The organism is Siphonobacter sp. BAB-5385 (genome assembly GCF_002261125.1).
GTDB lineage: Bacteria > Bacteroidota > Bacteroidia > Cytophagales > Spirosomataceae > Siphonobacter.
In genome coordinates, this window is record NZ_NMPS01000150.1 from 124,870 (window position 1) to 150,629 (window position 25,760).

At 48.1% G+C, this 25,760-nt stretch carries 17 protein-coding genes and 1 pseudogene; 6 read left to right on the forward strand and 12 right to left on the reverse strand.

Going from position 1 to position 25,760, the window contains the following annotated elements; genetic code table 11:
- Positions 1–44 precede the first annotated feature (44 nt).
- Together BWI93_RS28920 and BWI93_RS28925 are read right to left on the reverse strand one after the other, a co-directional pair.
- Positions 45–1,535 carry a response regulator gene (locus BWI93_RS28920; protein WP_255157908.1) on the reverse strand — a complete coding sequence of 497 codons (1,491 nt, stop codon included), beginning with the start codon at positions 1,533–1,535 and terminating at the stop codon, positions 45–47.
- A gap of 5 nt (positions 1,536–1,540) precedes the next feature.
- The gene (locus tag BWI93_RS28925; protein WP_255157897.1) at positions 1,541–4,126 is read right to left on the reverse strand and encodes a two-component regulator propeller domain-containing protein; all 2,586 of its coding nucleotides are present in this window, start codon (positions 4,124–4,126) and stop codon (positions 1,541–1,543) included.
- A gap of 1,251 nt (positions 4,127–5,377) precedes the next feature.
- Here BWI93_RS28925 and BWI93_RS15195 point away from each other — a divergent pair.
- On the forward strand, positions 5,378–6,034 hold the full coding sequence (locus BWI93_RS15195; protein WP_094812864.1) for an AAA family ATPase: 657 nt from the start codon (positions 5,378–5,380) through the stop codon (positions 6,032–6,034).
- 127 nt (positions 6,035–6,161) lie between these two features.
- Positions 6,162–6,527: a hypothetical protein gene (locus BWI93_RS15200; protein WP_094812748.1), complete on the forward strand. Its 366-nt coding sequence runs from the start codon at positions 6,162–6,164 to the stop codon at positions 6,525–6,527.
- 36 nt (positions 6,528–6,563) lie between these two features.
- Here the strand turns inward: BWI93_RS15200 and BWI93_RS15205 are convergent, their stop codons facing one another.
- From BWI93_RS15205 to BWI93_RS15225, 7 genes are all read right to left on the reverse strand, one after another.
- Positions 6,564–7,466, reverse strand: a complete 903-nt coding sequence (locus BWI93_RS15205; protein ID WP_094812750.1) for a replication initiation protein — start codon at positions 7,464–7,466, stop codon at positions 6,564–6,566.
- Between the two features lie 1,382 nt (positions 7,467–8,848).
- A complete protein-coding gene (locus BWI93_RS29630; RefSeq protein ID WP_369679164.1) occupies positions 8,849–9,949 on the reverse strand; it encodes a c-type cytochrome in 1,101 nt (366 codons plus the stop codon).
- A 32-nt stretch (positions 9,950–9,981) separates the two neighbouring features.
- The gene (locus BWI93_RS29635) at positions 9,982–10,395 is read right to left on the reverse strand and encodes a hypothetical protein (protein WP_369679165.1); all 414 of its coding nucleotides are present in this window, start codon (positions 10,393–10,395) and stop codon (positions 9,982–9,984) included.
- On the reverse strand, positions 10,395–10,964 hold the full coding sequence (locus BWI93_RS29640) for a hypothetical protein (RefSeq protein ID WP_369679166.1): 570 nt from the start codon (positions 10,962–10,964) through the stop codon (positions 10,395–10,397). The genes BWI93_RS29635 and BWI93_RS29640 overlap by 1 nt, the downstream gene beginning before the upstream one ends.
- Before the next feature lie 80 nt (positions 10,965–11,044).
- Entirely contained in the window at positions 11,045–11,962 is a 918-nt protein-coding gene (locus BWI93_RS15215; RefSeq protein WP_094812752.1) for a cell wall metabolism sensor histidine kinase WalK, read from the reverse strand.
- A complete protein-coding gene (locus BWI93_RS15220) occupies positions 11,959–12,471 on the reverse strand; it encodes a hypothetical protein (RefSeq protein WP_094812754.1) in 513 nt (170 codons plus the stop codon). The genes BWI93_RS15215 and BWI93_RS15220 overlap by 4 nt, the downstream gene beginning before the upstream one ends.
- 2 nt (positions 12,472–12,473) lie before the next feature.
- Positions 12,474–13,163 carry a response regulator transcription factor gene (locus tag BWI93_RS15225; RefSeq protein ID WP_094812756.1) on the reverse strand — a complete coding sequence of 230 codons (690 nt, stop codon included), beginning with the start codon at positions 13,161–13,163 and terminating at the stop codon, positions 12,474–12,476.
- Positions 13,164–13,502: 339 nt separating this feature from the next.
- Between BWI93_RS15225 and BWI93_RS15230 the strand changes: the two genes are divergently transcribed.
- The 3 genes and pseudogenes from BWI93_RS15230 to BWI93_RS15240 all read left to right on the forward strand — a co-directional run bounded on the left by BWI93_RS15230 (position 13,503) and on the right by BWI93_RS15240 (position 19,129).
- Positions 13,503–14,882, forward strand: a complete 1,380-nt coding sequence (locus BWI93_RS15230) for a TolC family protein (protein ID WP_094812758.1) — start codon at positions 13,503–13,505, stop codon at positions 14,880–14,882.
- Between the two features lie 7 nt (positions 14,883–14,889).
- On the forward strand, positions 14,890–15,972 hold the full coding sequence (locus BWI93_RS15235; RefSeq protein ID WP_255157898.1) for an efflux RND transporter periplasmic adaptor subunit: 1,083 nt from the start codon (positions 14,890–14,892) through the stop codon (positions 15,970–15,972).
- 47 nt (positions 15,973–16,019) lie between these two features.
- Positions 16,020–19,129 (forward strand): annotated as a pseudogene (locus tag BWI93_RS15240) (efflux RND transporter permease subunit).
- Between the two features lie 302 nt (positions 19,130–19,431).
- On the opposite strand, the gene BWI93_RS15245 reads toward BWI93_RS15240, so the two are convergent.
- Together BWI93_RS15245 and BWI93_RS15250 are read right to left on the reverse strand one after the other, a co-directional pair.
- Complete coding sequence (locus tag BWI93_RS15245) at positions 19,432–20,760, reverse strand: OmpA family protein (RefSeq protein ID WP_094812760.1); 1,329 nt, start codon at positions 20,758–20,760, stop codon at positions 19,432–19,434.
- Between the two features lie 131 nt (positions 20,761–20,891).
- Positions 20,892–21,908 (reverse strand): hypothetical protein, encoded by a 1,017-nt coding sequence (locus BWI93_RS15250; RefSeq protein ID WP_255157899.1) that lies wholly within the window; start codon positions 21,906–21,908, stop codon positions 20,892–20,894.
- 145 nt (positions 21,909–22,053) lie between these two features.
- On the opposite strand from BWI93_RS15250, the gene BWI93_RS15255 reads away from it, so the two are divergent.
- Positions 22,054–25,095, forward strand: a complete 3,042-nt coding sequence (locus BWI93_RS15255) for a cyclic nucleotide-binding domain-containing protein (RefSeq protein WP_094812762.1) — start codon at positions 22,054–22,056, stop codon at positions 25,093–25,095.
- A gap of 42 nt (positions 25,096–25,137) precedes the next feature.
- Here the strand turns inward: BWI93_RS15255 and BWI93_RS15260 are convergent, their stop codons facing one another.
- Positions 25,138–25,731 carry an HD domain-containing protein gene (locus BWI93_RS15260; protein ID WP_094812764.1) on the reverse strand — a complete coding sequence of 198 codons (594 nt, stop codon included), beginning with the start codon at positions 25,729–25,731 and terminating at the stop codon, positions 25,138–25,140.
- Between the last annotated feature and the right edge of the window lie 29 nt (positions 25,732–25,760).

Sequence of the window (25,760 nt, forward strand, 5' to 3'; positions counted from 1 at the left end):
CAGTGAATCGTAACGATTCACTGGCCTTTTACGGCTCACGCCACTCAGGACGGCGTTTCTTCGGTGACTACCTGTTGACTATATTCCGTTGGCGTTAAACCGAATTCGGCCCGGAAGGCCCGGCTGAAGTATTTGGGATCACTGAAGCCTACGGCAAAAGCAATTTCCGAAACGTTGGCTTTGCGTTGCTTTAATAATATTTTCGCCTTTTTCAGTCGCGTCGTTCGCAGCAAATCCACGACGGAGCGATCCGTCAACATTTTTACTTTTCGAAATAATACGGGGCGACTCATGCCCATCGCTGCCACCAGACTGCCTACGTTGAAATCCGGGTCTGCTAAATGTTGATCGAGTACCGTCATGAGCTGATTTAAAAACTTCTCGTCCGGGTGTTCAAGCGTCTGGGCCTGCGGCTGTAGCGTAATCAGGCGATGATACTTCGTCTTCAGTTGCTGCCGTAACAACAGCAGATTCTGTACGCGGGCCCGTAGTAACACCGGGTGAAAAGGTTTAGTCAGGTAATCATCCGCTCCCGTTTGCAGTCCTGATAACTGATGATCGACGCCATCTTTCGCCGTCAGCATGATGACCGGAATGTGACTGGTACGTGCATCCGTTTTGAGGCGATGCGTCAGGGTTAATCCATCCATTTCGGGCATGGCGAGGTCCGTAATCAACAGATCAGGTAAGAGCTGCGAAGCCGTTTCCCAGGCCTCTACCCCATTGCTAGCTTCCAGTACCTCATAGTCCGTAGTTAGCAGATCAGCCAGATAATTTCGAATGTCCGCCTGATCTTCTACGATGAGGAGTAGCGGCTTTTCTCCGGCGGCTGGTTCCGAACGGGTAACGGCGGGTAATGCTTCGGATACCACTGGTTCTGGAACGGTAACCAATGGCTCCTCGACTGGTAGGATGGGTAAGGTGATTTTGAATCGGGTAAAGCCCGTGGGTTCCAAACCGGCCGCCTGGCTCTCTACGCTGATTTGTCCCTGGTGTTGTTCTACAATGCTTTTGCTCAAGGCCAGTCCCAGACCAAAACCCGTATCCCGCGACTGATGGCGATCCGCCTGATAGAACTGTTTGAAAATCTGACTGATTTCTTCCGCTGGAATCCCCAGACCCGTATCTTCAATGAGCAGCGTCACTTCTTCCTGCGTTGCCCGCACCCGCACGCTAATACGCCCGCCGGCAGGCGTAAATTTGAAGGCGTTGACTAATAGGTTGGAAATCACTTTTTCCATTTCCCCCGCGTCAAACCACAAGGGGATTTCTTCGCCTTCCGATTCGAAGTTGAGTTGTACCTGACGCGAACGGGCGTGCCCGAGAAACGAGTGTACGATTTGTCGGAGAAAGCGGACGAAATCCGCCTGCTGCCGCTGTAGCTGGACATTGCCCGTTTCGTGTTTTCGAAAATCCAGCAACTGATTGAGTAAGCGTAACAAGCGGTCCGTACTGGCCCGCATCAGACTAACCTGTTTATGAATGCCCGGTTCCTGACCGTATTGGCTCGCCAGTACTTCCAGCGGCCCCATCACCAGCGTCAAAGGCGTACGAATTTCGTGGGCGATTTCCGTAAAAAGTTAAGCTTGGTTTGATGGAGTTCCTGCTGGCGTTTTTTCTCTTCGTGTTCCCGCTGTAATTCGTGGGCCAGTTGCAATCGGTTACGGTTAAATCTTGACCACAACCGTAACAAGGCCACAAACGTCAGGGCATACACGACGTACGCTAAGGGTGTTTTCCAGAGCGGCGGTAATACTGTAATGGTCAGCTCCAGGGGTTTAGAATTCCAGACGTCATCATTATTCGAGCCTTTTACGCGTAGCACATATGTTCCCGGATTCAGGTTCATGTACAAAGCCCGGGGTTCCGACACGTAATTCCATTCTTCATCAAACCCCATCAACTGGTAAGCGTACCGATTTTTTGACGAGTTGATGTAATTGAACGCCGCAAAATCGATGGAAAATACATTCTGTTGATGCGTAAAGGTGAGGCCTCGTTCAAAATCAATATCAGATTCTCCACTTTCTGAAAGCCGGGTAATCGGTTCATTGAACAACCGGACCTGTGTAAACGCCAGTTGAGGAACCCGCGTATTCCGACGGATACTGTCGGGATGGAAATGAACGATGCCATTGTAGCCCCCAAAATAGAGATAGCCCTGGGGATCCTGATAGGTGGAGTTAGGCGTAAACTCGTTGCATACCAATCCATCATGCCGGTTGTAATGCACAAAGCGGTCGTGTTCCGGATCGAAATGGGCCAGACCTTTGTCGGTACTAATCCATAAATGACCCTGACGGTCTTCCTGGATGCCCACGATTGTATTACTCGGCAGACCATTAGCCGTACTAAATCGTTCGAATCCCTGCTGACCGGGACGTAACAGATTCAATCCCCCTTCCCGCGTGCCCACCCACAGTCGGTGTTTCCGGTCTTCGTACAGACAAACGAGGTGATCACTGCTGAGCGACATCGGGTCCGTTTCGCGGTGCTGGTAGCGAACAAAGGCGTCCCGTCCGGGTAGTTTCCGGTTCAGACCGCTGGTGGTGCCTACCCACAGTTGCTGCTGATAATCGAGTAATAAACACGTGGCATTTCTTGAACTCAAGGAGGTATGCTGACCCGCTCGGGGTACGTAGGATTCAAATGATCGGTTCTTTGGATCGAATGCACACAAACCTCCCAGATTAGTCAGAATCCATAGTTTGCCCTGAGTATCCCGTTTCAAATCGTAAATGCGATCATTGGGCAACGAGTGAGGATTATTCGGTTCGTGCAGGAAACGGGTAATCACCTGCGTCCGTAAATCCAGGTAGTTGAGCCCCTTCAGCGTGCCGATCCACAAGCCCTGATTTCCCTCAGCCAGCAGGCATTTGACTTTATCATTGGAAAGTGAGTTCGGGTCTTTGGGGTCGTGGCGATAATGACGGGCGACGCTTCGATTGGCGTTGATCAGCATAACGCCCCGGTCTTCCGTACCCAGCCAAATTTGCCGTCCGTCGATTGAGGGCAGTATCGGTCCCGCGATTTTAAATGTTTCACCCAAGGGGCCAAACGACCCAAATTGTCGGGCGTAGGGACTGTAGAAATCCACGCCCCCATAGTAGGTTCCGACCCAAATGGAACCATCGCGATCCCGGAAGATGGATCGAACCGAATTATCACTCAGCGATTCCGCGTCGGTTGGTTCATTGGTTAGCGTTTTGAACCAGCTTCCATCCGACGCCACCACGTACAAGCCCGACAACGTACCAATCCAGAAGTGTCCGCTTCTGTCCGGTTGAATGGTACGAATGGTTTGCGTGGATAGATCCAGTCCCGGTACGGGATTCCAGCTACTAATTCTTCCTAAACGCGGGTCAAATACGGCGATCCCCTTTCGGTCCGTACCCAGCCACAAACGCCCCTGCGGATCCTGAGCAATGGTATTGATTCCGTTCGAGAGGTTATGATAGACGGAATCGGCGGGTTGTAAGAAGTAGTCCTGTACATCAAACTGGCCATTGGTACGGACTTTCAGTTGGGTTAATCCCAACGACGTTCCCAGCCATAGGTTACCCTGACGGTCTTCAAACAGAGCCCGCGTGTTGGGGTGACTCGGTTCAGTACGCTGATAAGTATAGCTCCGTAAGGACTTCAGTCGATACGGTTTCGGGCCTTCGAGCTGATAAAGCCCTTTCGACGTACCGACCCACACGCGATGTCGCCGATCTTCGGTAATACTTAAAATGGTGGAATCCGGCAAACCCTGTGCTGAAATACGTTCGAAATCGTCTCCTTCAGATTTGTACAGAGCTAAGCCTTTACTGGTTCCCACCCATAACCTTCCCTGACTATCGTGCAAAAGAGCATTGATTGTATTGGACGGCAAGTTCTTTCGCCGCGTAGGCTGATTTCTATATACGACCACCTGCCGGGAATCGTAGCGGTTTAAGCCATCGCGGGTGCCTAACCATATAAAACCTTTACGGTCCTGGGTGATCGCGTACACGCTGCTTTGCGATAAGCCTTCATCAACACTGAGATGGGAAAAGACAGGCTTGGTCATTTGCCCCTGACAAAAAGGTATCAGGAAAAATAAGCAGAGGATACAAAGCCAGCCCGCACTTGTTTGAGCATTCATGGAATTTTCAGACTCGTTTTCTTAGCTCAACGGGTCCTACCAAAGATAATTTTATTCATATATTTTAATTTAATAATCATATTTTATTTTATCTGACTAAGGGTCGCATTACGCAAGTGTCGTCCTTCGTTTCTCGTGTTTGTACTTAACCTATCCTGCCTTTTTCTGTATTCATAATAGTTTGACCTTCGTAGCTGATTTTGGTCGTTCTCACGAAACCTATCATTGCATCGGACTATTACTCGGCGACTGACTTGTAAACCCCTCTTTATCAGGCCAGAACAATTGAATAAAGTTCACTTAAAGTATCATTAATCCTATATCATCGCGGCAGTAGTATAAGCTATTTTTGTACATTAAATTTTATACTAACAGTCATTGTCAAAAACAAATTTCTTTCACAGTTATCAGGGGCATCAGCTATTGCACTTCTACTGGTTATTACTGAACCAATATTGGATGGTTTATTTTATAAATCTGTAATAAACACCTCTCCTATCTTTCGCACTACTCAACATAACCCTTGATTGTCTTTTGTTCACTGGCTCTATCTCTATAAATCTAATTTCTCCGCTGAAGCGAATGACTTAGCTGATAAAGACAAAAATTGTGTAATTCTCTAAATCGATAAGTAAACCCGTCTAATTATTTATTTATGTATTTTTAGCATATTAATCTAATCTAACAAACTATTTTACAGCTATTTGCCAATACATATATACGTCAAAAGTAACGTTATTTTTAACGTTAAAATTTGGATTCTATCATTAAGAAATAGTCTTTATTTTAACGTTAAAATAAACGTCAAATATTTTAATATTGATTATCTTTTTAGCGTTAAAATCAGTGTTGTTTTTTACATATATTATTAGCTAATTTACACGTTAATTACAGATTCATTATTTACTCTATTTTTAGCGTAAAAAATAGCGTCCTTTATACCTTTATTATAAATGTTATTTTTAACGCTTTATATGTTTTATTTTGAGCGTTAATATAACCGTAATTTTAAGCGTCTGTAATAAGTTCAATTTTAACTCTATTTTTAACGTTAAAATTAGATTCAAAAATAAAGTTTTAATTAGCTTTGGATTTATGTTTGAAAATAACGTGTTTTGGTATTCTGAATTTCGAGTCAAAGTCAGCGATCAATCCAGAGCTAATAATGGCTTGTTTTTGAGCGGCAGAAACAACTTCAGTTTTAGTGTAGTATCCAACGCTTTTTTTAACGCTAATTTAAACGTTACAACCATGGTTTTTACCGTCGGAGGAATTAAAGGTGGAAGTGGGAAAACGACTATTGCGACCAATCTTACGGTCTTACTGTCCAAACAGGGATTCGATGTTTTACTGGTAGATGCCGATGAACAGGAAACCTCTACTGATTTTACGGCCTGGCGGGAAGAGAATCTGCAGGGAGAAATTGGCTTTACCGCCATCAAGCTCTCGGGAGAGGCGGTTCGTAGTCAGATTTTAAAGCTAGTACCCAAGTATGACCACATTGTGATTGATACCGGAGGTCGGGATACGACTAGTCAGCGGGCAGCTATGACTGTTTCGGACGTCTACTTGGTACCCTTCAATCCCCGTAGTTTCGATTTGTGGACCTTGAACAAAGTCGAACGACTGGTTCAGGAAATCCGGGCCGTTCAGGCAACTCCTTTAACTGCCTTCGCCTTTTTGAATCGGGCAGACCCGAAAGGTACGGACAATAACGATGCCGCTGAACTCTTACAGGCTTCTGAAGTTTTTACTTATTTACCCACGCCGTTAATCAATCGAAAAGCTTATTCCAACGCCGCTTCTCAGGGATTAGGTGTGGTGGAAATGGAGGCGAAAGATCCTAAAGCAACGACGGAAATTACTAAATTATTCGAAGCAATCAATCCTCTGATTGTCAAAGGATAGTTTAAATTATTTGACGTTAATGTTCACTGGTATTATCGACGCTATTTTTACCCTTCAATTTAACGTTAAATAAAGCTTTTTTTTAACGTATCTTTTGAGGCAGAAAATCACTGTATCTATTCACGTTATGGCCATTTCATCCGCACCCAAAAAGAAAGCTTCCAGTGATTCGGTTCCTGAAGATAAAATTCTGGAGGTCATCAATCGGGGAGGCTCTACGACTCGACCGGTTGAAAAAGAGCCGGAGGAAAAACCCGCTCGTAAAGAAGCCAAGTCCAAACCCGCGAAAGCCGAACCTGTACTTGTGCCGGAAGTACTCAAACGCTTTTCGATTGAGTTAACCGAAAGCGAAACGCATATGATCAAGGAGCTTCGGAATCACCGCCCACAACGCGGTAGGGCCCGTAAGATTTCCATTTCGGTCACGGACTGGATCATCGAGGCCGTACAGGAGAAAATTGATCGGGAAAAACGTAAATACGGCGTTGAGTAAATTCCGTATGGGGGAGGGGAGGGGCTGTAGTGAACCCTACAGCCCAAATGATTTGGCGGTATAGCTACCTACGTTTTTGATTTCGTTGTTAGCCATCCGTACCTCGATGTCGTAAAGGATTTTATTAATCTTCTCGATCGGGAAGGACTCGATGACTTCCTCTGCCTGGTCCTGTCGCAACTTGAAACGATTCACCAGACGGTCCATCAAAGGACTAAAATCAATGACATTAGGCGTAATGTAGGAAACCTCAAACTCTACCTGTTCCACGGGTTTACGACCCCGACCGGGGCGATCCCCCAGAATAGGCGTGAACGTAAAGGTCAGGTCCGTATGGCCATTGATTTCGCGACTGGCTACTTCCAGTACATCCCGTTGAAATTGCGTCCATACGGGGTATTTATCCTTACCCGTCTTGGTATCCATCACACCCAGCATGAGCTTTAGATCCACGAGCTTACGACGGAAGGTCTTGTTTTTCATGTTTTTGTACATGCACAACAATTCGTAAATCCGCTTGGCGTAAATGGACTGCAAACTTATCGCGGCCTGTAACTGAATTTTTGTAAAGCGTTCTTTCAGATCAACATAGAAAGGGCGAATTTCCTGGGACAGGGCAATTTCGATAATGCCCGTCCCTTTTTTGTACTTCGCCGAAGCGGCAAAGGTCGTCTGCAGGAAATCCCCGTTGGGCAAATAACCCTGTACCAGCCGGGTGACGATGCGGGCTGTGGCATTTTTATACGCTTCAAATTTAATCTCTTCACTGCCCATGATTTTTGCAATTTCCTTGATGGAAACCTGATAGACTTTCATGGGTGAATCATCGGGACGAACCTGAGCAATAACCATGTAGAGGATATTTCGCTCCGTCTCCGTCATCTCGTAACGGGCCTGTGTAAGGAAGTTGTCCTGATAAATTTCTATCTGTGCATTCATGGGTTAAGAGATCGGCTATGACTGAACAAATAACGCATAAAAAAGAATATAATGTACCTAGTTTGAACAAATACATTTTATTACCAACCAAACTACATTTTTATGGATCGGGTTTACCGACTAAACCCCATTTTTTAAATGGAAAATACCGACCAAAGTCCATGTTTTTACCGACCAAACTACATTTTTTAAAAGTTATCCACAGGATAATATACTAATAATCAACTCATTACAACGCTAGTTTTTCCCTTCAAGAGATTATCAAGAGATATTGAAAAACACAAACTCTTGATGAATGAAAAAAGGGCCCCCGCTTCGTACGGGTTGAAATCAAAAAAGGCTTTTATAAAAATCAAAAAATCAAAAAGCGTGGCAAAGAAAAAAAGAGAGTCAGGCCGTGAACTAAATTTTTAGTTTATCGACTAACCTAGAAAGCGAACTTAACTCCATTCCGCCCAGCATCGTCAGCTCGCAAATACAGCCTCTCTCAGCCATTTTCTAAAGGAAGCATTTACCCTGACCCCAGTCAAATACTTTGAAGGCCTCACAAAGGCTCTTATTGAAGTCGGCTCTGAAGATCTTACTTTGTTACACCGACCAAACTACATTTTTTAATTCCGATCCCCGGTCAGCAGGGTTGCAAGGCCTGAGAGTGCCACTTCCCGCTCCATCTTTCAGATACGCACCGACCAAACTACATTTTATTACAAACCATTTCGCTTCAGAGTGATTGGTTATGATGAGTATAGAATCATTGTTAATAAATAACTGTCTGATTATGAGCTATCTTTATAAACCACTAGATTGTTTTTGAGACGTAGAAGATACACCGACCAAACTACATTTTATTAGGCAGTTTGTTTAAAAATCAACAAGTTAAGATACTGATTTTCAGATAGTTAAAAACCATATTTTCAAGTAAAATACAGGACGACCAAACTACATTTTATTAAGAAATCTGGGTTAGAATCAGGCTGATGTACGTCCAAAAATGACCGACCAAACCACATTTTATTTAGTATAGGCCTATTGAATATCAACTGTTTAACTTCAACCTTAACACTGGATTTGCTCCAATGATAATGACCGACCAAACTACATTTTATTAAGATGAGGCGAAAGGAAATTCAGTCTATTGTTTTGATTATAAGATGGTTATAACCCAGCCTCTAAAGGATCTATTCATCAATACATTCAAAATACCGACTGCATTGTGTATGCCATTCGAACGCCAATGACAGGTTCTATCGCCAGTTTTTTCGTTTTACGGAGAAGGATAACGAAGAAATGTATGAAACTAAAATCAGCGGTACAGCAAACGTCTTTTAAAACGTTTAGTGTACCGCTAATTTTAACGTTAAAATTAGTGCTTACAAAAGCTATTATAAACTGAAAGCGAGGTAGTAACCCCCTGGCTTATGACCATTTTTTACACCACCAACGGCTAACACAACATACTGCTTTCCATGCATCACATACGTCATCGGAGTAGCGAACCCACCCGCAGGTAGTTGGTATTCCCAGACTACTTTGCCCGTTTCTTTGTCGAAAGCACGGAAGCGTTCATCCTTCGTGGCAGCTATGAATACCAAACCTCCAGCCGTAACCAAAGGGCCTCCGTAGCTCTCCGTTCCCGTAATAGGTAATCCTTTTTTCGTCAATTCAGGAAATTCGCCGAGCGGAACTCTCCAGAGATATTCTCCGGTATTAAGATCAATTGCATTCAGGGTTCCCCAAGGAGGCTTAGTAGCCGGATAGCCATCGGGATCAAGAAAACGTTTCCAACCCGTATTCACATAAGGTGGAGGGGGTGGTGTATCGACGTTAGTTACCGTGGGTTTTGAATCATGGGGATCGGGCGGAATGGGCTTATTGATTCCCAGAAGAAAATTAACGATGGCCAGACGCGTTTTTTCCGGTACATGCTGAAACGAAGGCATCCGACCCCGTCCCGTCTGCAAAATTTGCATTACCTGTTGAGGTGAATACTTGGCTTTTACATTCCGTAAGTCGGGGTATTCGACCCCATTGCCTTTACGTTCGGAGCCGTGGCAAATCGAGCAATGATCGAGATAAAGCGTTTCGCCCGAAAGCGGTTGGGATTTCTGACGTTTAAATTCTTCCATCTGCACATCCCAGACCATCTCATTAGCATTTTGATAGAGAATACCCTGCTCGTCAACGGCACTGCCACCCCATTCGGCTCCACCTCCCAATCCGAAAACCAGCGTTCCTTCTTTACTGGGCGGTATGAATTTGTTTCCGGAACGCGTTTCCTGAAAACGCTTGAATACAAACGCATGAGCTTCAGGGGTACGCGTCGTGATGTCAGCTTCGGTTAAAAACTGTCGCGTAAGTGGAGCCGGTTTCAGCGGGTATTTTTGCGTAGGCCAGGGGATTTCACCAGGTAGAGCTTCGGTGGGTACCGGCCGTTCTTCAATCGGAAACAGCGACTCTCCCGTGTCTCGGTTCAATACATACACCAGGCCATCTTTCGTCGCCTGTACGACTACTTCTACTTTTTACCCTGATGAACTACGGTGGTGAGCGTTGGTGGACAGGGAATATCGCGATCCCATAAGTCGTGATGGATCGTCTGAAAATGCCAGATTCGTTTCCCCGTCTCCGCCTCTAGAGCCATAATACAGTCAGAAAAAAGGTTTGTTCCTTCCCGAGCACCGCCGTAGAAATCGCTGGAGGGAGAGCCCGTACCGAGATAAACCACTCCGCGTTTTTCATCCAATACCATACCTCCCCAATTATTAGCGGCCCCACTTTTTTTCCAGGCGTCTTTGGGCCAGGTATCATAGCCGTATTCACCCGGGTGAGGAATGGTATGAAAAACCCACTTGAGTTTACCCGTACGTACATCAAATCCGCGAATGTATCCCGGAGCGGCATCCGTACCTTCCCCCACCCGCGAACCCATTACCAGGGTTTCTTTATAAATGCGCCCGGACTGGTAGCATCAACCGGTAAGGCGTTTATATCCCGGTCCAGGCCGTCGCCTACACCTTCGTGTAGATCGATGGAACCCTTCTCACCGAATTCAGACACCAGCGTACCTTTCTCGGCATCCAAAGCAAACAGCCGGGAGCCCGCCGAATAGTAAATCCGTTTTCCTTCGGGCCAGTACATCAAACCCCGGATGGGATGAAAGGTAGGAATCTGATTTTCGAAAGGATCAAATTTCCAGAGTTCTTCTCCCGTATCCGCTTTCAGAGCGAAGAGCTTGAGGAGCGGCGTCGTCCCGTATAGGATTCCATGGATCATTAAGGGCTGACACTGAATTTCAAACGGGTTTTCACCCTGAACCGCTTTATAGCTCCAGGCTACTTTAAGCTGCGAGACATTGCTGCGATTAATCTGATCAAGTTTTGAATAGCGGTTACCGGCGTAGTTGCCTCCGTACGTGGGCCAATCTTCCGAGGGTTTTTCGGGACTGCTACAACTCCAGCCAAACAGAGCGAAGGCTCCGATCAATGCAAGGTATTTCATAACGTAGGTGGCGATGCCTATACGCTATAAGGCGAGTGGACGCCGGATTGTTTAGGAATGATTCTGGTCGCTAGTATGACCTATACCACTTCTGTTGCTTCAGCAAGGGTAGGCAAAGAGGGCAAATCAATACTAAAACGGGTGCCCTGATTCAATTGAGAACTTACCATGATCCGGCCACCGTGTAGTTTAATAATCTTTTCCGTCAGGGATAAGCCAATACCGTTTCCTTTGATGGCATGCGAGTTGGTAGCCCGGTAAAAAGGCTGGAAAATATAGTCAAGCTCCGATTCGGCAATCCCAATACCCTGATCTTCGAAGAGTACTTCAACGTGGTCCGAATGAGGATTCACCGTAATTTGCGTATGATGATCGGGTGAAAACTTGCAGCCGTTTTCAATCAGATTCATAAAAGCCATTTGTAAAAGTGACTCTTCGCCTTTGATGGCAATAGCGGGTAAGGATTCATCTTCGTCCTGAGCATCCGTCGCAAAACTGATGCGGTAATTAGGATACTTATGTAATACGGAAGCCACGGCTTCGTAGATCACTTCGTCGAGCTGGACGGTTGCCCAGGTTACCTGAATTTCCTTGACGTCAAACTGAGCCAGTTCGAGCAATCCATTGGATAACGCGTTCAGGCGGTTAATGTCTTCCAGAAGCGATTTTAATAAATTCTGGTATTCTTCACTCGAACGGGGTTTAATTAAAGAAACCTCGATTTGGTTGGTAATCAGTGTTAAAGGCGTACGTAGCTCATGTGATGCATTAGAGACAAAACTTCGCTGCATTTCGAAACTGGAAATCCGGTCGAGCATCTGATTAAACGATACGGCTAGCCGACTCAGTTCATCGTCCGCGTCGGGCGGAACGGGTAGGCGTAGTTCCAGATTTGAAACTTTGATCTGCTCAATTTTTTCGATCATGTTCGAGATCGGTTTAATGGAGCGACGGGCGAAAATCTGACTCAGCACAATAACCACCAAAAAGGCAATCACCAGGTAGCTACCGAGACCGTAATCATTTCGTGCATTTTCTGCTGCCCGTAATCATCAATGGCGTACGAAACTACTTTGTACCGTTGCCCTTTGGAGTTGTGCAGTAATAGACCGTAACCCATGCGTTCGCCATCGCTGATCGAAACTACCTTCTGACTGGTAATCTGTTGTAACAGCGGTTCGGTGATCGTAAAGGGAGGTTCCTGGATTTCCTTGTCATCCAGCTCCCCACTGTCGTACAGGAGTTGATTTTGTTCATCGAAAATGGCTACGCGGCGGTTGGATAAAGAGGTATAGGTCCCTTCGTCAATCCATCGTAACAGCGAACGATCCAGCGATTCCCCCCGAGACATGAGGTGCGTCATCGTCACCCCCCGGTTTTTAACGATATTCAGAAAGTAATCCCGATTCGAGGTAGAGAAGTAGTAGTAAAAGTTCGCCAGAAACAGGAGCAGCACGGGCGAAACCACCACGACGAAGGTAAGGGACAGGCGGGTACGGAGGTGCATGTTTATTCGGCCATTTCTTTCATGATGTAACCAATGCCTTTGCGGGTATGGATGAGTTTCGTCGTGAAATCCTTGTCAATTTTCTTTCGTAGGGTATTAATGTAAACATCAATCAGGTTGGTGCCCGTGTCAAAAGGAATATCCCAGACGTTTTCGGCGATTTCGTTTCGGGTCAGTACCGTTCCCTGATTTCTCAAAAAGTACTCCAACAGGGCAATTTCGCGGGGGGTGACGTTGATAGGGCGACCGGCCCGGCTTACCGTTTTTTCCCGCAGATCCAGTATCAGATCCGCAATGCTCAACTGGCTGTGAGCGGCGGAAGTACTGGATTGCTGACTACGCTTGCGGCTTACCTGAATGCGGGCCAGCAATTCACTGAACTCGAAGGGTTTGACCAGATAATCATCGGCTCCGGCGTCGAAGCCCGTGAGTTTGTTTTCAATTGTACCCAGGGCGGTCAGAATAATGATGGGAATGTGGCTGTTTCGATCGTGAATGTAGCGACACAGGTCGTACCCATTGATGTCGGGCAAATTAATATCCAGTATGACCAGATTAATCTCGCCCAGTTCCAGAGCTTTCTTCGCGGAAGCTCCATCCAGAGCTACGGAGGCCTGAAAGCCGTATTCGTCCAATCCGCGTTTGAGCGAAGTGGCGAGTTTCAACTCATCTTCTACAATTAATATCCGCATACAGAATCCAATCGAGGTGGCGTATTAAAATCCCTCAGAAAAAGTCAAGTTTACTACGTCAATCCTCACATTAAAATTTTTTAATCACCTACGAGAGGTTTTACGGTTTAACTAAAACCCCCGTACTAATCTTTAATGGCTAGGTAAAACGCTGAAAAACAGACGTATATAGGCCAAAGATACAATTTTCCTAAGCTTTAAAAATAGAACTATATAACCTTTAGCGAATTCTAATCCTGTCTTTAACTTCTCTTAATGTTGGCCTAATCTTAGGCATTTACATTTGTTACGAGGGTTTTACCAGTGGTAGTAAAACGGATGATTTTACCCAATTAATTGATGAATGCCTCGGATTTATTACGTTTTCTTAACTACTCCATGTTAGTACGTCAGTCATTGATTTATCCAATCGCCTTTCTGGTGGCTATGCTTGGTTTTCAGGCCCAGGCTCAACCGAAGGTTACGCAAGGCATACCGCTGATAGCGGCCCCTACTGATACGCTTCAACTGACTTTAACGCAGGCTGAAGAGCAGTTTACCCGGCAGAACTTAAATCTGATGATTGCTCAGCTGGGCATCAGCGAGTCCCAGAAGCAGGAAATACAGGCGAAACTTCGGCCGAACCCTACGGTTTACGCTGAAATCATGCCTTACAATAATGGTACGGCTACCGCGGGTAGGGAACGGGCTATTCTGCCGTTTCGCCAAAGTAATTCCGAGCAGATTGTACAGTTGCAACAATTGCTTCTACTGGCCGGTAAACGCAACAAACAGCTAGCCATCGCCCAAACCAGTACCGAAATCGCCCGTGACCGCTTTCAGGATCTGATCCGGACGTTGCGGTACGAACTGCGGAGTACGTTTTACAGTCTGTACTTTAATCAGCAGTCGATTAGTATTTACGACGAGGAAATTCAGACGCTTCAGCAGACGGTGACGCTGTACCAGCAGCAGTACGAAAAAGGGAACGTTCCCCTCAAAGATCTAACCCGGCTGAAAGCGTATCTGTTTAATCTGACGACGGAAAAACAGTCGCTTATCCTGCAACTGGCCAACGATCAGGCTGAACTGGCCGTACTGCTGAATATGAATCCGGCGACGGTGATACGGCCTGAAGTAACAACACAGGAGCTTGAAGCTTACAATCCGGCTTCTCTGACGCTGAATGATTTGTACAACCGGGCAGAAGAAAACCGGTACGATCTGAAAGCGTATACTGATCAGTCCAAACTTGAACAGCAGAATCTGATTCTACAGAAAGCATTGGCTAAACCTGATCTGACCGTGCAGGCGACCTTTGACCGCAACGGGGCTTTTGGTTCAAATTATGTCGGGGTGGGCGTTGGATTGCCCGTACCCATTTTCAACAAAAACCAGGGCAACATCGAAGCCGCAAAAATTCGTACGCAGGCCAGCCAGCAGGGCATCGCCGCTTATCGATTGCAGGTGCAGAGCGAAGTACAGAAAGCGTATGTAAAAGTGCTCCAGACCAACCAGTTATACCAGCAGTTTGATACTCGCTTTAACGAAGACTTTTCGCGTCTCATTGACGGCGTAACCACGAATTATCGCAAGCAAAATATCGACGTAGTCGAGTTTCTGGACTTTTTCGATTCGTATAAAAATAGTCAGATTCAGTACCGTCAACTCCAGAACAACCGAATGCAAAGCCTCGAAGAGTTAGGCTACGCGGTCGGAACAAATCTATTCAGTCGATAAACTACTCATGAAAACGAATTCATTTCCCGCACTTAAATGGTGCCTGTACGTAGCTCTGCTGCTAAGTCTGGGCATGACCGGTTGTCATTCCGACTCGGATAAAGATACGCAAACGGCCGAAGCCACGCCCGTCGATTCGAACTTACTGGCCGGAGCTACCATCGACACCGCCCGGCTGAAACCCATTACCAACGAACTACAGCTAACGGGTAAAGTCACCTTTAACCAGGACAAAGTAGTCAAGGTCTTTTCGCTGGTGGGCGGTCGTATTGAAAACGTGAAAGCAGATCTGGGAGCCCACGTACAAAAGGGACAAACGCTGGCGGTCATCAGTTCGGGCGATCTGGCTGATTTGCATCAGGAAGCGATTGCCGCCCAGGGACAATTAGCTCTGGCTCAGAAAAATATGCAGGTAGCCGAAGACATGGTACAAGCCGGATTGTCTTCCCAGAAAGACCTCGTTGCCGCTCGTGGACAATTGTCTGCGGCGAAGGGGGAGGTTGACCGGGTCAACGAACGCCGCCGCATCATGGGTGGGAGTGGAGCTTCCTACATCGTAAAGGCTCCGATTAGTGGCTTCATCGTGGAAAAAACGGCCGCTTCCGGTATGGAACTGCGGTCGGATGATCCCGAAACGCTGTTCACCATCTCTAACCTCGATCAGGTATGGGTGATGGCAAACGTGTACGAAGCCGACCTGAGTAACATTAATGAAGGCGACGAAGCAACGATCACCACCATCGCTTATCCGGATCAGGTATACAAAGGTCGAATCGATAAGGTTTTCAACGTTCTCGACCCCGATAGCAAGACCATGAAGGTGCGAATTACGCTGCTCAATGCCGACTTTAAACTCAAGCCCGAGATGTTTGCCAACGTCATTGTTTCGTATCCGGGACAGGGGGAACGTATAGCAATTCCCGGTAATGCACTCGTATTCGACAAGAGCCGGAATTTCGTTGTCGTCGTCAATCGGCAGAATCAGCCCGTTGTACGTGAAGTGACCATCTTTAAAACCATCGGGGATACGGTCTATCTCAACAGTGGCTTGCAGGCGGGCGACCGCATTGTAACGAAAACCAACTGTTGATTTACAATGCCTTAGATAATTAATGGAGCCGGGCTCCGACCTTTCCCATGAATAAGTTCATTAAAGGTATTTTGTCCTTCTCGCTGAAGAACAAATTCTTGATCTTCTTTCTGACGCTGCTGGCCGCTGTAGCGGGTTTCATCTGCTATCAGAATACCCCCATTGAAGCGTTTCCTGACGTAACCAATACCCGGATTACAATCATTACGCAGTGGCCGGGACGCTCCGCTGAAGAGGTGGAAAAATTCGTTACCATTCCGGTGGAAATCGGGCTGAACTCCGTTCAGAAAAAAACGGATATTCGCTCGTCAACGCTGTTTGGGTTGTCCGTCGTCAATGTCATGTTTGACGATGGGGTGGACGATGCCTTCGCCCGTCAGCAGGTCAATAACCTCCTGGGCAATGTGGATTTACCCGAAGGCATTCGGCCCGAAGTACAGCCGCCCTACGGACCTACGGGGGAAATTCTCCGCTATACGCTCAAGTCACCCACGCGGTCGGTACGGGAATTGAAAACGCTTCAGGACTGGGTCATTGACCGGCAGTTCAAAAGCGTACCCGGCGTGGCCGACGTAGTAAGCTACGGCGGGGAAGCCAAAGCGTACGAGATTTCCATCAATCCCCACCGCCTGCTTGACTACGGCATTACGCCACTGGAAGTATTCCAGGCGGTACAAAGTGCCAACCTCAACGTGGGGGGCGACGTGATTGAAAAAAGTTCGGAGGCTTATGTAGTCCGGGGCATCGGGATGCTCGATAACTTACAGGACATCGAGAATACGGTAATCAAAAACGTGAAGGGTACGCCCATCATGGTACGTAACGTGGCCGATGTGGCAGAGTCTGCCTTACCCCGCTGGGCCAGGCTGGTCGTGACAAAGAAGACGACGTCGTCGAAGGTGTAGTGATTATGCGGAAGGGCGAAAATCCCAGTGAAGTCATTGCCCGGGTGAAGGATAAAATCAAGGAACTCAACACCACGATTTTGCCCGAGGACGTTAAAATCAATACGTTCTACAACCGCGAAACGCTCATCAACTTCTCCACGCATACCGTTACCCACAACCTGCTGGAAGGTCTGATTTTCGTAACCGTAATCGTCTTTATTTTCATGGCCGACTGGCGGACGACCGTCACCGTATCCATTGTCATTCCCTTAGCGTTGCTCTTTGCCTTCATTTGTTTACGACTGAAAGGCATGTCGGCGAACCTGCTTTCGATGGGTGCCATTGACTTTGGAATCATCGTCGATGGAGCGGTGGTGATGGTGGAAGGCATTTTTGTAACGTTGGACGAGATGGCTCACCGCGAAGGCATGACGCGTTTCAACAAGATGGCTAAACTGGGCGTGATTCGGAAAACGGGTACGGAAATGGGTAAAGCCATTTTCTTTTCCAAAGCCATTATCATTACCTGTCTGGTCCCCATTTTCTCATTTCAGAAAGTAGAAGGAAAGATGTTCTCGCCCCTGGCCTGGACCCTGGGCTTTGCCTTACTCGGAGCCCTGATTTTTACGCTGACGCTGGTGCCCGTACTGGCCAGTATGCTGCTGAAGAAGGACGTGAAAGAAAAACATAACTTCTTCACAGATTTCATCACCCGCTCGACCATGAAAGGCTTTGGCTTTACGTACGCCCACAAGAAACTAACGCTGCTGGCTACGACGATACTCGTCGTTATTGGGCTGGCTGGTTTTAAACTGTTGGGTACGGAGTTTCTGCCGGAGCTGAATGAGGGCTCCATTTACGTGCGTGCAACCATGCCGATGTCGATTTCATTGCCAGAATCTGTACGCCTGACCACGCAGATGCGAAAAGTATTCGAGCAGTTCCCCGAGGTAAAAGCAGTGATTTCCCAAACCGGACGTCCCAACGATGGTACGGATCCGACCGGCTTCTACAACATTGAGTTTCTGGTGGATATTCATCCAAAGGACGAGTGGAAAAGCGGTATCACGAAAGAGCAACTGATTGCTCAGATGCAGAAAAAACTTTCGGTATTTCCCGGCGTAGATTTTGGCTTTTCGCAACCCATTATGGACAACGTGGCCGAAGCCGTCTCAGGGGTGAAGGGTAGTATCGCCGTCAAGATCTACGGTAAGGATCTGAACATTCTGGAAGAAAAAGCCGGAGAAATCGATGCTCAACTGGCTACCGTATCGGGAATTACGGATCTAGGGGTGATTCGGAACATCGGTCAGCCGGAAATGCACATTTTGCTGGATGAGCAAAAGCTGGCTCTGTACGGGGTGAATAAAACCGATGCTCAGGCCGTCGTTGAAATGGCCATTGGCGGGAAAGCTGCCACGCAGATTTACGAAGGTGAACGCCGTTTTGATTTACGGATTCGGTACGCCCCCAACTTCCGCTCAACTGAGGAACAGATTGCCAATCTGATGGTACCGACGATGAACAATACCGAAATTCCCATCAAACAGATTGCCACGATCAGTACACAAACGGGTCCGGTATTGATTTATCGGGAAGGGAACGTTCGCTACGGAGCCGTGAAGTTTTCCGTACGGGGTCGGGATATGGGCGGTGCAGTAGCCGAAGCCCAGCAGAAAGTGGCCGCTGCGGTGAAACTGCCGCCAGGTTATACGGTGAAATGGGCGGGGGATTTTGAAAACCAGCAACGGGCTACGGCTCGACTGGCTCAGGTAGTACCGATCAGTTTGCTGGGTATTTTCCTCATCCTGTTTGTATTGTTCGGTAATGCTAAGGACGCCGGTTTGGTGCTCATCAACGTGCCTTTTGCGATTATTGGTGGAATTGCCGCTCTGCTCATTTCACACGTCAATTTCAGCATCTCGGCGGGCATTGGATTCATCGCTCTCTTTGGTATCTGTATTCAGAATGGGGTAATTCTGATCTCGGTATTCAAGAAGAATCTGCAAAAGAAAATTCCGCTCAACCAGTCCATTTCGCAGGGCGTATTGTCACGGGTCCGTCCCGTGGTCATGACGGCCATGATGGCGGCGATCGGTCTGATTCCGGCGGCTTTATCTACGGGGATTGGTTCAGAAACTTCAAAACCTCTGGCAATTGTCGTCATAGGTGGTCTGATTACGGCGACCTTGCTGACGCTATTGGTATTCCCACTGGTGTTTTACATGTCCTACCGACGGACGTATGCTCACTTGGTAGATCAGTTGTAGGTTTAGGTTAATGCAAAACAGGAAGAGCGGCGTAAAAATACACCGCTCTTCCTGTTTTGGTCTTTTTCTGGAATAGGTTTCCCAACCTGTACCTACTATTTGGCCGTTTCCAACTGACTAGTCTCACCACTAGTTAAACCATGAATAGTAGTAAAAACCTGACCGATATTAGGTGCAAGCTCGAAAACAAGCAGAAGTATACTAACCCCGGCAGGGTTCAACTTAGCCCCGTATGCAATGCGGGGAATACGTGAGCTTGCACCCGAATACAAAATGGTCTCACAACTCAGGCGAGATCTTTTTTACAACTTCAAAAACTCCACCCGCCGATTATTCGCCTTTCCCACCAGCGTATCATTTGAATCAATGGGTTGGGTTTTGCCTTTCCCATCGGTTTCCAATCGGGATGCATCCAGGCCAAAGTCCGAGATCAAAATACTTTTCACCGATTCCGCCCGGCGTTTGGACAGGTCCACATTCGAGCTTTCATTCCCATCCGCGTCGGTATGACCTACGATCTTCACGCGTAGACTGGCATTTTCCTTCAAAACATTGGCAATATCCTGCAAGGCCCCGAACGAACCGGGCTTGATGCGATCACTGTTTACATCGAAAAGAATCCCGTGTGTGGTAAATTTTCCTTCGGTCAGCAGTTTATTACGGGTATCCGGAGCACCCACCGCCAGCTCGATGTTACTCACAAAAAAGGCTCCACCTTTCTTGTCGTAATCTGGAGCGTAAGCAGCCAGTACTAATGAATTCAAGGCTGTAGTCGTTTCCAAGGCCCGAGGTAAATCCAGCACTTTGGTACTATCCAGATAAACTCGAACGCGTTGCTTTTGCCGCCAGATAGACACCTTTACCGCATTTTTCTTGGGAACAACGAATTCGGGAGAGCCGTCCCGGTGCTGCGAGCCGATCAGATGCGAGGAATAGTGAATACTTCCATAACCCGAAGATTTGGGCCGGAAGGCAACTTTGAAATTAGGCGTTGACGAAGTAGCCTCATCGGCCCCCCAGCTAAATTTATCGTTGGCGGTTTTCGTCTGCATCAGACTGATAATAAGCGTACCGATACCAGCGATACCTGGAGAAGCCATGACATCCATTTGCAGGGTGAAATTTTCGGGTAAATCCTGCGTCAGGTATTCCGGATAAAAAACGCCATCCTGATTCATACGTAGCCACTTTCCGGGTCGATTGTTCACCGTAACCAGTTCGCCACCCGTACGCGTATTCCATTGAGCCGGAAAATCGCCTATGGCATCCTGCGAGAAATCTTCGTGAACAATGATTTTTTCTCCCGGAACAAAATCAAAGCGTGAATACGAGGTAAAAGGAATGGGCGAAGCGGGTGCCGCTGCTGGGGAAACAGACGGAGCAGGATCGTTAGAAGTTCCCACGGTACTAGTGGAACCGTTGGGCTCAGACGTAGGTGGCGTAGACTCTTCGCCCGCTTTTGATTCCTTCTTTTTCTTTTTTGAAGTGGCCTTGTCGATCGACTGATCAATGGTTTGGTCAATCTTCTGATTTACTTTCTGCTCTACTCTACTTTTAATACGGTCTAACAATTGAGCCTGAGCATGGCCCGCCCACATACTGACAACTACTAGTACCAAAAATTTCTGCATGCCTGAATAAAGAGTTAAGGAGTTTCAAATGCGGAAGCAAGTATACTGACTTCTGCCATAGCCTGCGGCTTTAAGAAGTATGAACACGAACTAAAAATGGATTATCGGTTGTCAGGCAGGATTAAATACGTTTATTTTTTGGCGAAGAACGTATATTGAATGTTCCAGCGAAATTCCTTGCCCGGTTCGGCCTTGATTGGAATATACGGTTCCGGACAAAACGTCGTACGCTTGGCCCAGCACACGATTCGGCTCAGCGGTTGATCGCCGGTGACGGTAACCCCTACACTTTTGTTTTCCACGCGGAGGTGGTAGTCTTTGGCGGTTGTACCAAAGCCCGTCAGGAAGACCTGCGTCGATTCGCCCGGCCCCAGTTCCTTCAGAAAACGCCACGTGTTTCCTTCCACCGCCGCCAGCGTACCCAGTCCCTGGGTTTCGCCTTGAGTTTGGAGGGCAAACGGAAACGTGACCCGGCAGTCGGGGCCCGTCGGCTGGCGATCCAGTACAAAGAAATTGTGGTTGTAGACGTTTGTTTGGATCGTTTTAGTCCCCGTATTTTTCAGGCGGTGTTCCAATACCAGTACGGGTTTGTTAGGAAGCAGTCGAACCGTTTTTTCGTAGTGGTACGAATACCCCGCCGCATCGCTTAGTTCGTGCACGAAGGTCACTTCATCTTTACCTACGCGGGTCGTCCAGTGACCGGGATTGGTGTTTTCGTAAGAATGATAAAAACGGTAGGCGGTCGTATCTTTTTTACGTAAAGCACCCACACCAATTTTCAGAAAGGTCTCGCCGGGATTTGCGGCTGCGTAACCTATAGCTACAAATTCTTCTACGGGACCCGTAATGGCGTCGTTTACCTTGGGATCGTGTGTATCGAACCAGGGGCCGAAAAAGGAGTGGCCCCGATACTGTAAATCGGTAATGACACCCGACCAGTCAAAACGCTCCGCCCGATAATAACCTTTTTCAGCATCCGGCACATACAGTTTAGCGGTGATCAGTCCGTTGGAAATCGTAGCTTCGGGAAAGGACTCACTTCGTTGAAAAGCCCAGAGACTGAGCGTTAAACAAAACAATCCCAGTAAGCGGCTGAAACGGGGAAAAAGAGGTCGAAAAGAGCCTTGTAAATCAACGCGAAGAGCCATCGTAGGTAAGAGTTGAGAAGCACAAAGAACGGCCAAAATGGAGCGGAAAAGCCTTCAAATAAACAGAAGATTTATGTTTCTGCGTCCGTAGCTCGCGAAAAAGAGCTATACTTAACCTTTAAAACGCTCAATTAACTGCTTGGCAATGCTTACTACCGATGGCTTCCGTCGTTATTTAGGAATACATCCTGAAGAAACCCGTACCGTCTGGCTTTTTTTCCTCCATCACTTTCTCTTAGGAATTGGAACGATTCAATTATATGTAGCCGCGAATGCCATTCTACTGGAAAATGACCCGGCTACGAGTTTGCCCCTGGCGTACATAGCCTCGGCCATTGGGATGATTCTGATCGGTAAAGCCTACGCTCATTACGAACATCACCTGGGGCTGAGTTCCGTCGCGTTACGCGTACTCTGGACCGTGAGTGTCATGACCCTTCTGGTGATGCTGGTGGTTTGGGTCGGCCATTCGATCATAGCGGCCATTGGTATCATGGTCGGGTACCGGATTATTTACTTGCTGACCAGTCTGGAATTCTGGGGCGTATCGGCAGTAGTATTCGACACGCGGCAGGGCAAACGCCTCTTCAGTATCATCAGTTCGGGCGATATGCCCGCCAAAGCTCTGGGGGCCGTACTGGCCGCTCTGGTACACGCTCACGCCGATTTATTGACGTTACTGGGCGTTTCGTTACTGGCCTTTCTGGGAGCCTTATTCACATTAAAACTAACGCTACGTTCGCACGCCATTCGTACCCGCGACCGTTCAACGGCCCGTCGTCGTCCGCAATCGCGTTTGATTCAGCAGTTATTTGGTGGAAGCGAACTGGTCTTTTTCATGTGTCTGAGTATCCTGACCGTGGCGTGTTTCGCAACCAAAATTGAGTTTAACTTCTTTCTGGACGTTAAACACCGTTTTCACGATCAGTCTGAAGTAATTGCGTACGTCAGCTACTGGCTGGCGGGCACCTACGTACTGGCCATGTTGGTGAAGCTCCTGCTGTCCCGGCGGGCACTGGATCGTTTGGGGGTGCAGAATTCCTTATTAGTATTACCGCTGGTAGCATTGATTGGATTGCTGGGATTGTCCATTACCCGGAGTGTAGTAGGCGACGAAACGGTTCTGTTAGTATGGGCCTGCTTGCTATACGTTTCAGTGGAGGTCATTCGTCGTTCCTTATTCGATGCGGTTTTTCTGGTTCTTTTTCAACCGCTGACGCCCCATCAACGGCTGCTGGGTCATACCCTGGCCAAGGGCATGTACGAACCGCTAGGTCTGGGTCTGGCGGGTTTGTTGCTGGGACTTTCGCAGTGGTTAGCCCTGAGCGAAAGCAAGGTCATCTGGTTCTGGCTGATTTTTCCGGTGGCTACGGGTCTGCTCATTCGACGGGCGTATCGCTTTTATTTACATACCCTGGGCGATGCCTTATCCCGGCGATTCCTGCCCGGCGAACAGGTAGCCCTGCCTGGCGAAATAGCTCTGGCTGCCGAACAGGATTTAACGAGTCCTTCACCCGAGCGGGTACTGGCGGCAGTAGCCTGGTTTGAAGAAAATCAACCGACCTTACTAGCTCAGAAAACATTGCCGCTGTTGAGACATCCCGACGCGTTGGTGCGGCTGGGGGTACTGGAACGTATAGGCTCCGAGGCCAAACAAATGCCTCTGCAACCCTTACTGGCGGATACGCATCCGCAAGTACGCCAGCGGACGGCCCAGCTCCTGGCTCAGCAGCCAGGGCCCATTCGGGAATTGCTCGAATCGCCCGACCGGGGTATCCAGAAAGGAGCTCTGCTCGGACGCCTGCAGAAAGATCGTACCGATAGCATTGCCCGCGAACAGTTGGATCGCTGGATTAACGCATTTACCGAAGAAGAGCAGGTTGCGGCTCTTGAAGTAATCCGTCATTTGTACTTAACGGAGTATACGGCTTTTGTTCAGAAAGGCTTACAAAGTACCCGGCCTGCGGTGGTAAAACAGGCCATTGAAACGGCGGGTAGACATTCGTCACTGGTCCCTCAATTATTAACTTTACTACGCGACCGTTCGTACGGACGAGCTACGCTGCGGAACTTACGTCAGGCCGCGAGTGAAAACTTATCAGCCTTTACGCCTCTGCTGGACGCTCCCGTCGAACAGCGGCGGATGCTGGCTCAGTTGCTGAGTACCCTGCAAACGCCTGAAAGTGAGCAATGGTTGATGCGACTGGCCGGAGAATCGGACCGCACGGTACGGGAAACGGCTCTGCATTCGTTGCGGCATTTTTCTTCATCGGCCGAAAATCGACTGTTTTTTGAGGCGTTGCTTTCCGAAGACCTCGCTTTGGCCGAGCGGATTCAGGCGGGACAGTACGCCGCGATGGATGCCGAATGGCAATCGGCTCTGGGTTACGAAATGGAGCGAGTACTGAAACGGATTTTGCGGATACTCAGTAAACTATACGATGCCGAAGCTTTGAACCAGATTCAGCAGAGTCTGCAACACCCTTCGCAGGAGCGGAGTGCCAACGCCCTCGAAATGCTCGAAAACCTGGTGCCCCGGCCCGTGTATCGCTTGTTCCGTACGCAACTGGAAGCGTCGGCTTCCATTGTACCCGAATCGATGGCTGAGTCGGTAGCCTTTATTCTGGAGGAAGGAACGACCCTGTTTACGGAATGGACCGTCAGCGTAGCCCTGCGTCGCTGGAATTCCTGGGTAGGAGATCCGAAACTGGTGACGGCTTATCTATCACATCCGATTCATTTACTCAGCGAAAGTGCGGAAAACACGCTCGCTGCTTTTGAAAAAAATACGCCTATGCACGCTCATGCAACGTCCAGCCATTCGGCTCACGAACTAGTACAGATTCTGAAGAATACGCCTTTGTTTGCCAGTACCGCGGAAAACGTACTCGCCAGTATCATTCCGATTATGAAACAGGTGCATTACCCGGCGGGAGAGGTGATTATCCGAAAGGGCGATCTGGGCGATAGTATGTTCGTAATTCTGTCGGGGGAGATAGAAATTTACGATCAGGATACGCTACTGGCCGAAATGGGCCGGGGCGATCTCTTCGGCGAACTGGCCCTGCTGGATTCCGAACCGCGTTCGGCTACGGTCATTGCCCAAACGGCGGCTACGCTGTTCCGGATCGATCAGGAAGATTTTTATGATCTGATGGAAGAACGCGACGAAGCCTGCGGAACGTAATGCGGGTACTCTGCCAGCGGATTCGTCATCAGAATGAAGTGGTTACGGCTCAAGCAAGGTAGCCTGCTTTTGCAAAAGCTCCAGTTGGACGGCTTTGGCGGGTTGCCGATGAGCGAGGGCCGTAGCCGTCCAATACTGATGCGAGCTTAAAAAAGTGATCTGCTTCTGTAGCCATTCCGCTTCCGTACCGATCAGGTGTCGGGCCTGTAATTCCTGGTAGAGGGTATGGGAAATGGACCCGAAACCCGGCCGACCCAGGTAATCCAGATCCGCATCGCAGAGGATTTGTTCCAGATGCGTTTGCGGGTTTTGCGGAACCTTCGTTGCCCGAATCATCCCGCAAATCAACTCAATCTGCCCGGCTGAGTAGCCAAATGTGGACAGGCATTGCTCTACTACTTCACAACCCGCTTCTTCGTGGTTTTCATACGTATACATGAAGCCACAATCGTGGTACAAAGCCGCTGTACGTAACAACATAAGCGATTCCTGATCTTCAACCCCTTCGCTCCGAGCCAGCCATTCAGCGGCTCGAACTACATCTTCCGTATGGTGCAGACCGTGGTAATAGAGCGTTTCGGGTAATTGTTGCCGTAGTAAATCAAGGATGAATGCTTCGGCTTGTATAAGGTTCATACTAGGAGAGGTTTGGTAGGGATGCATAT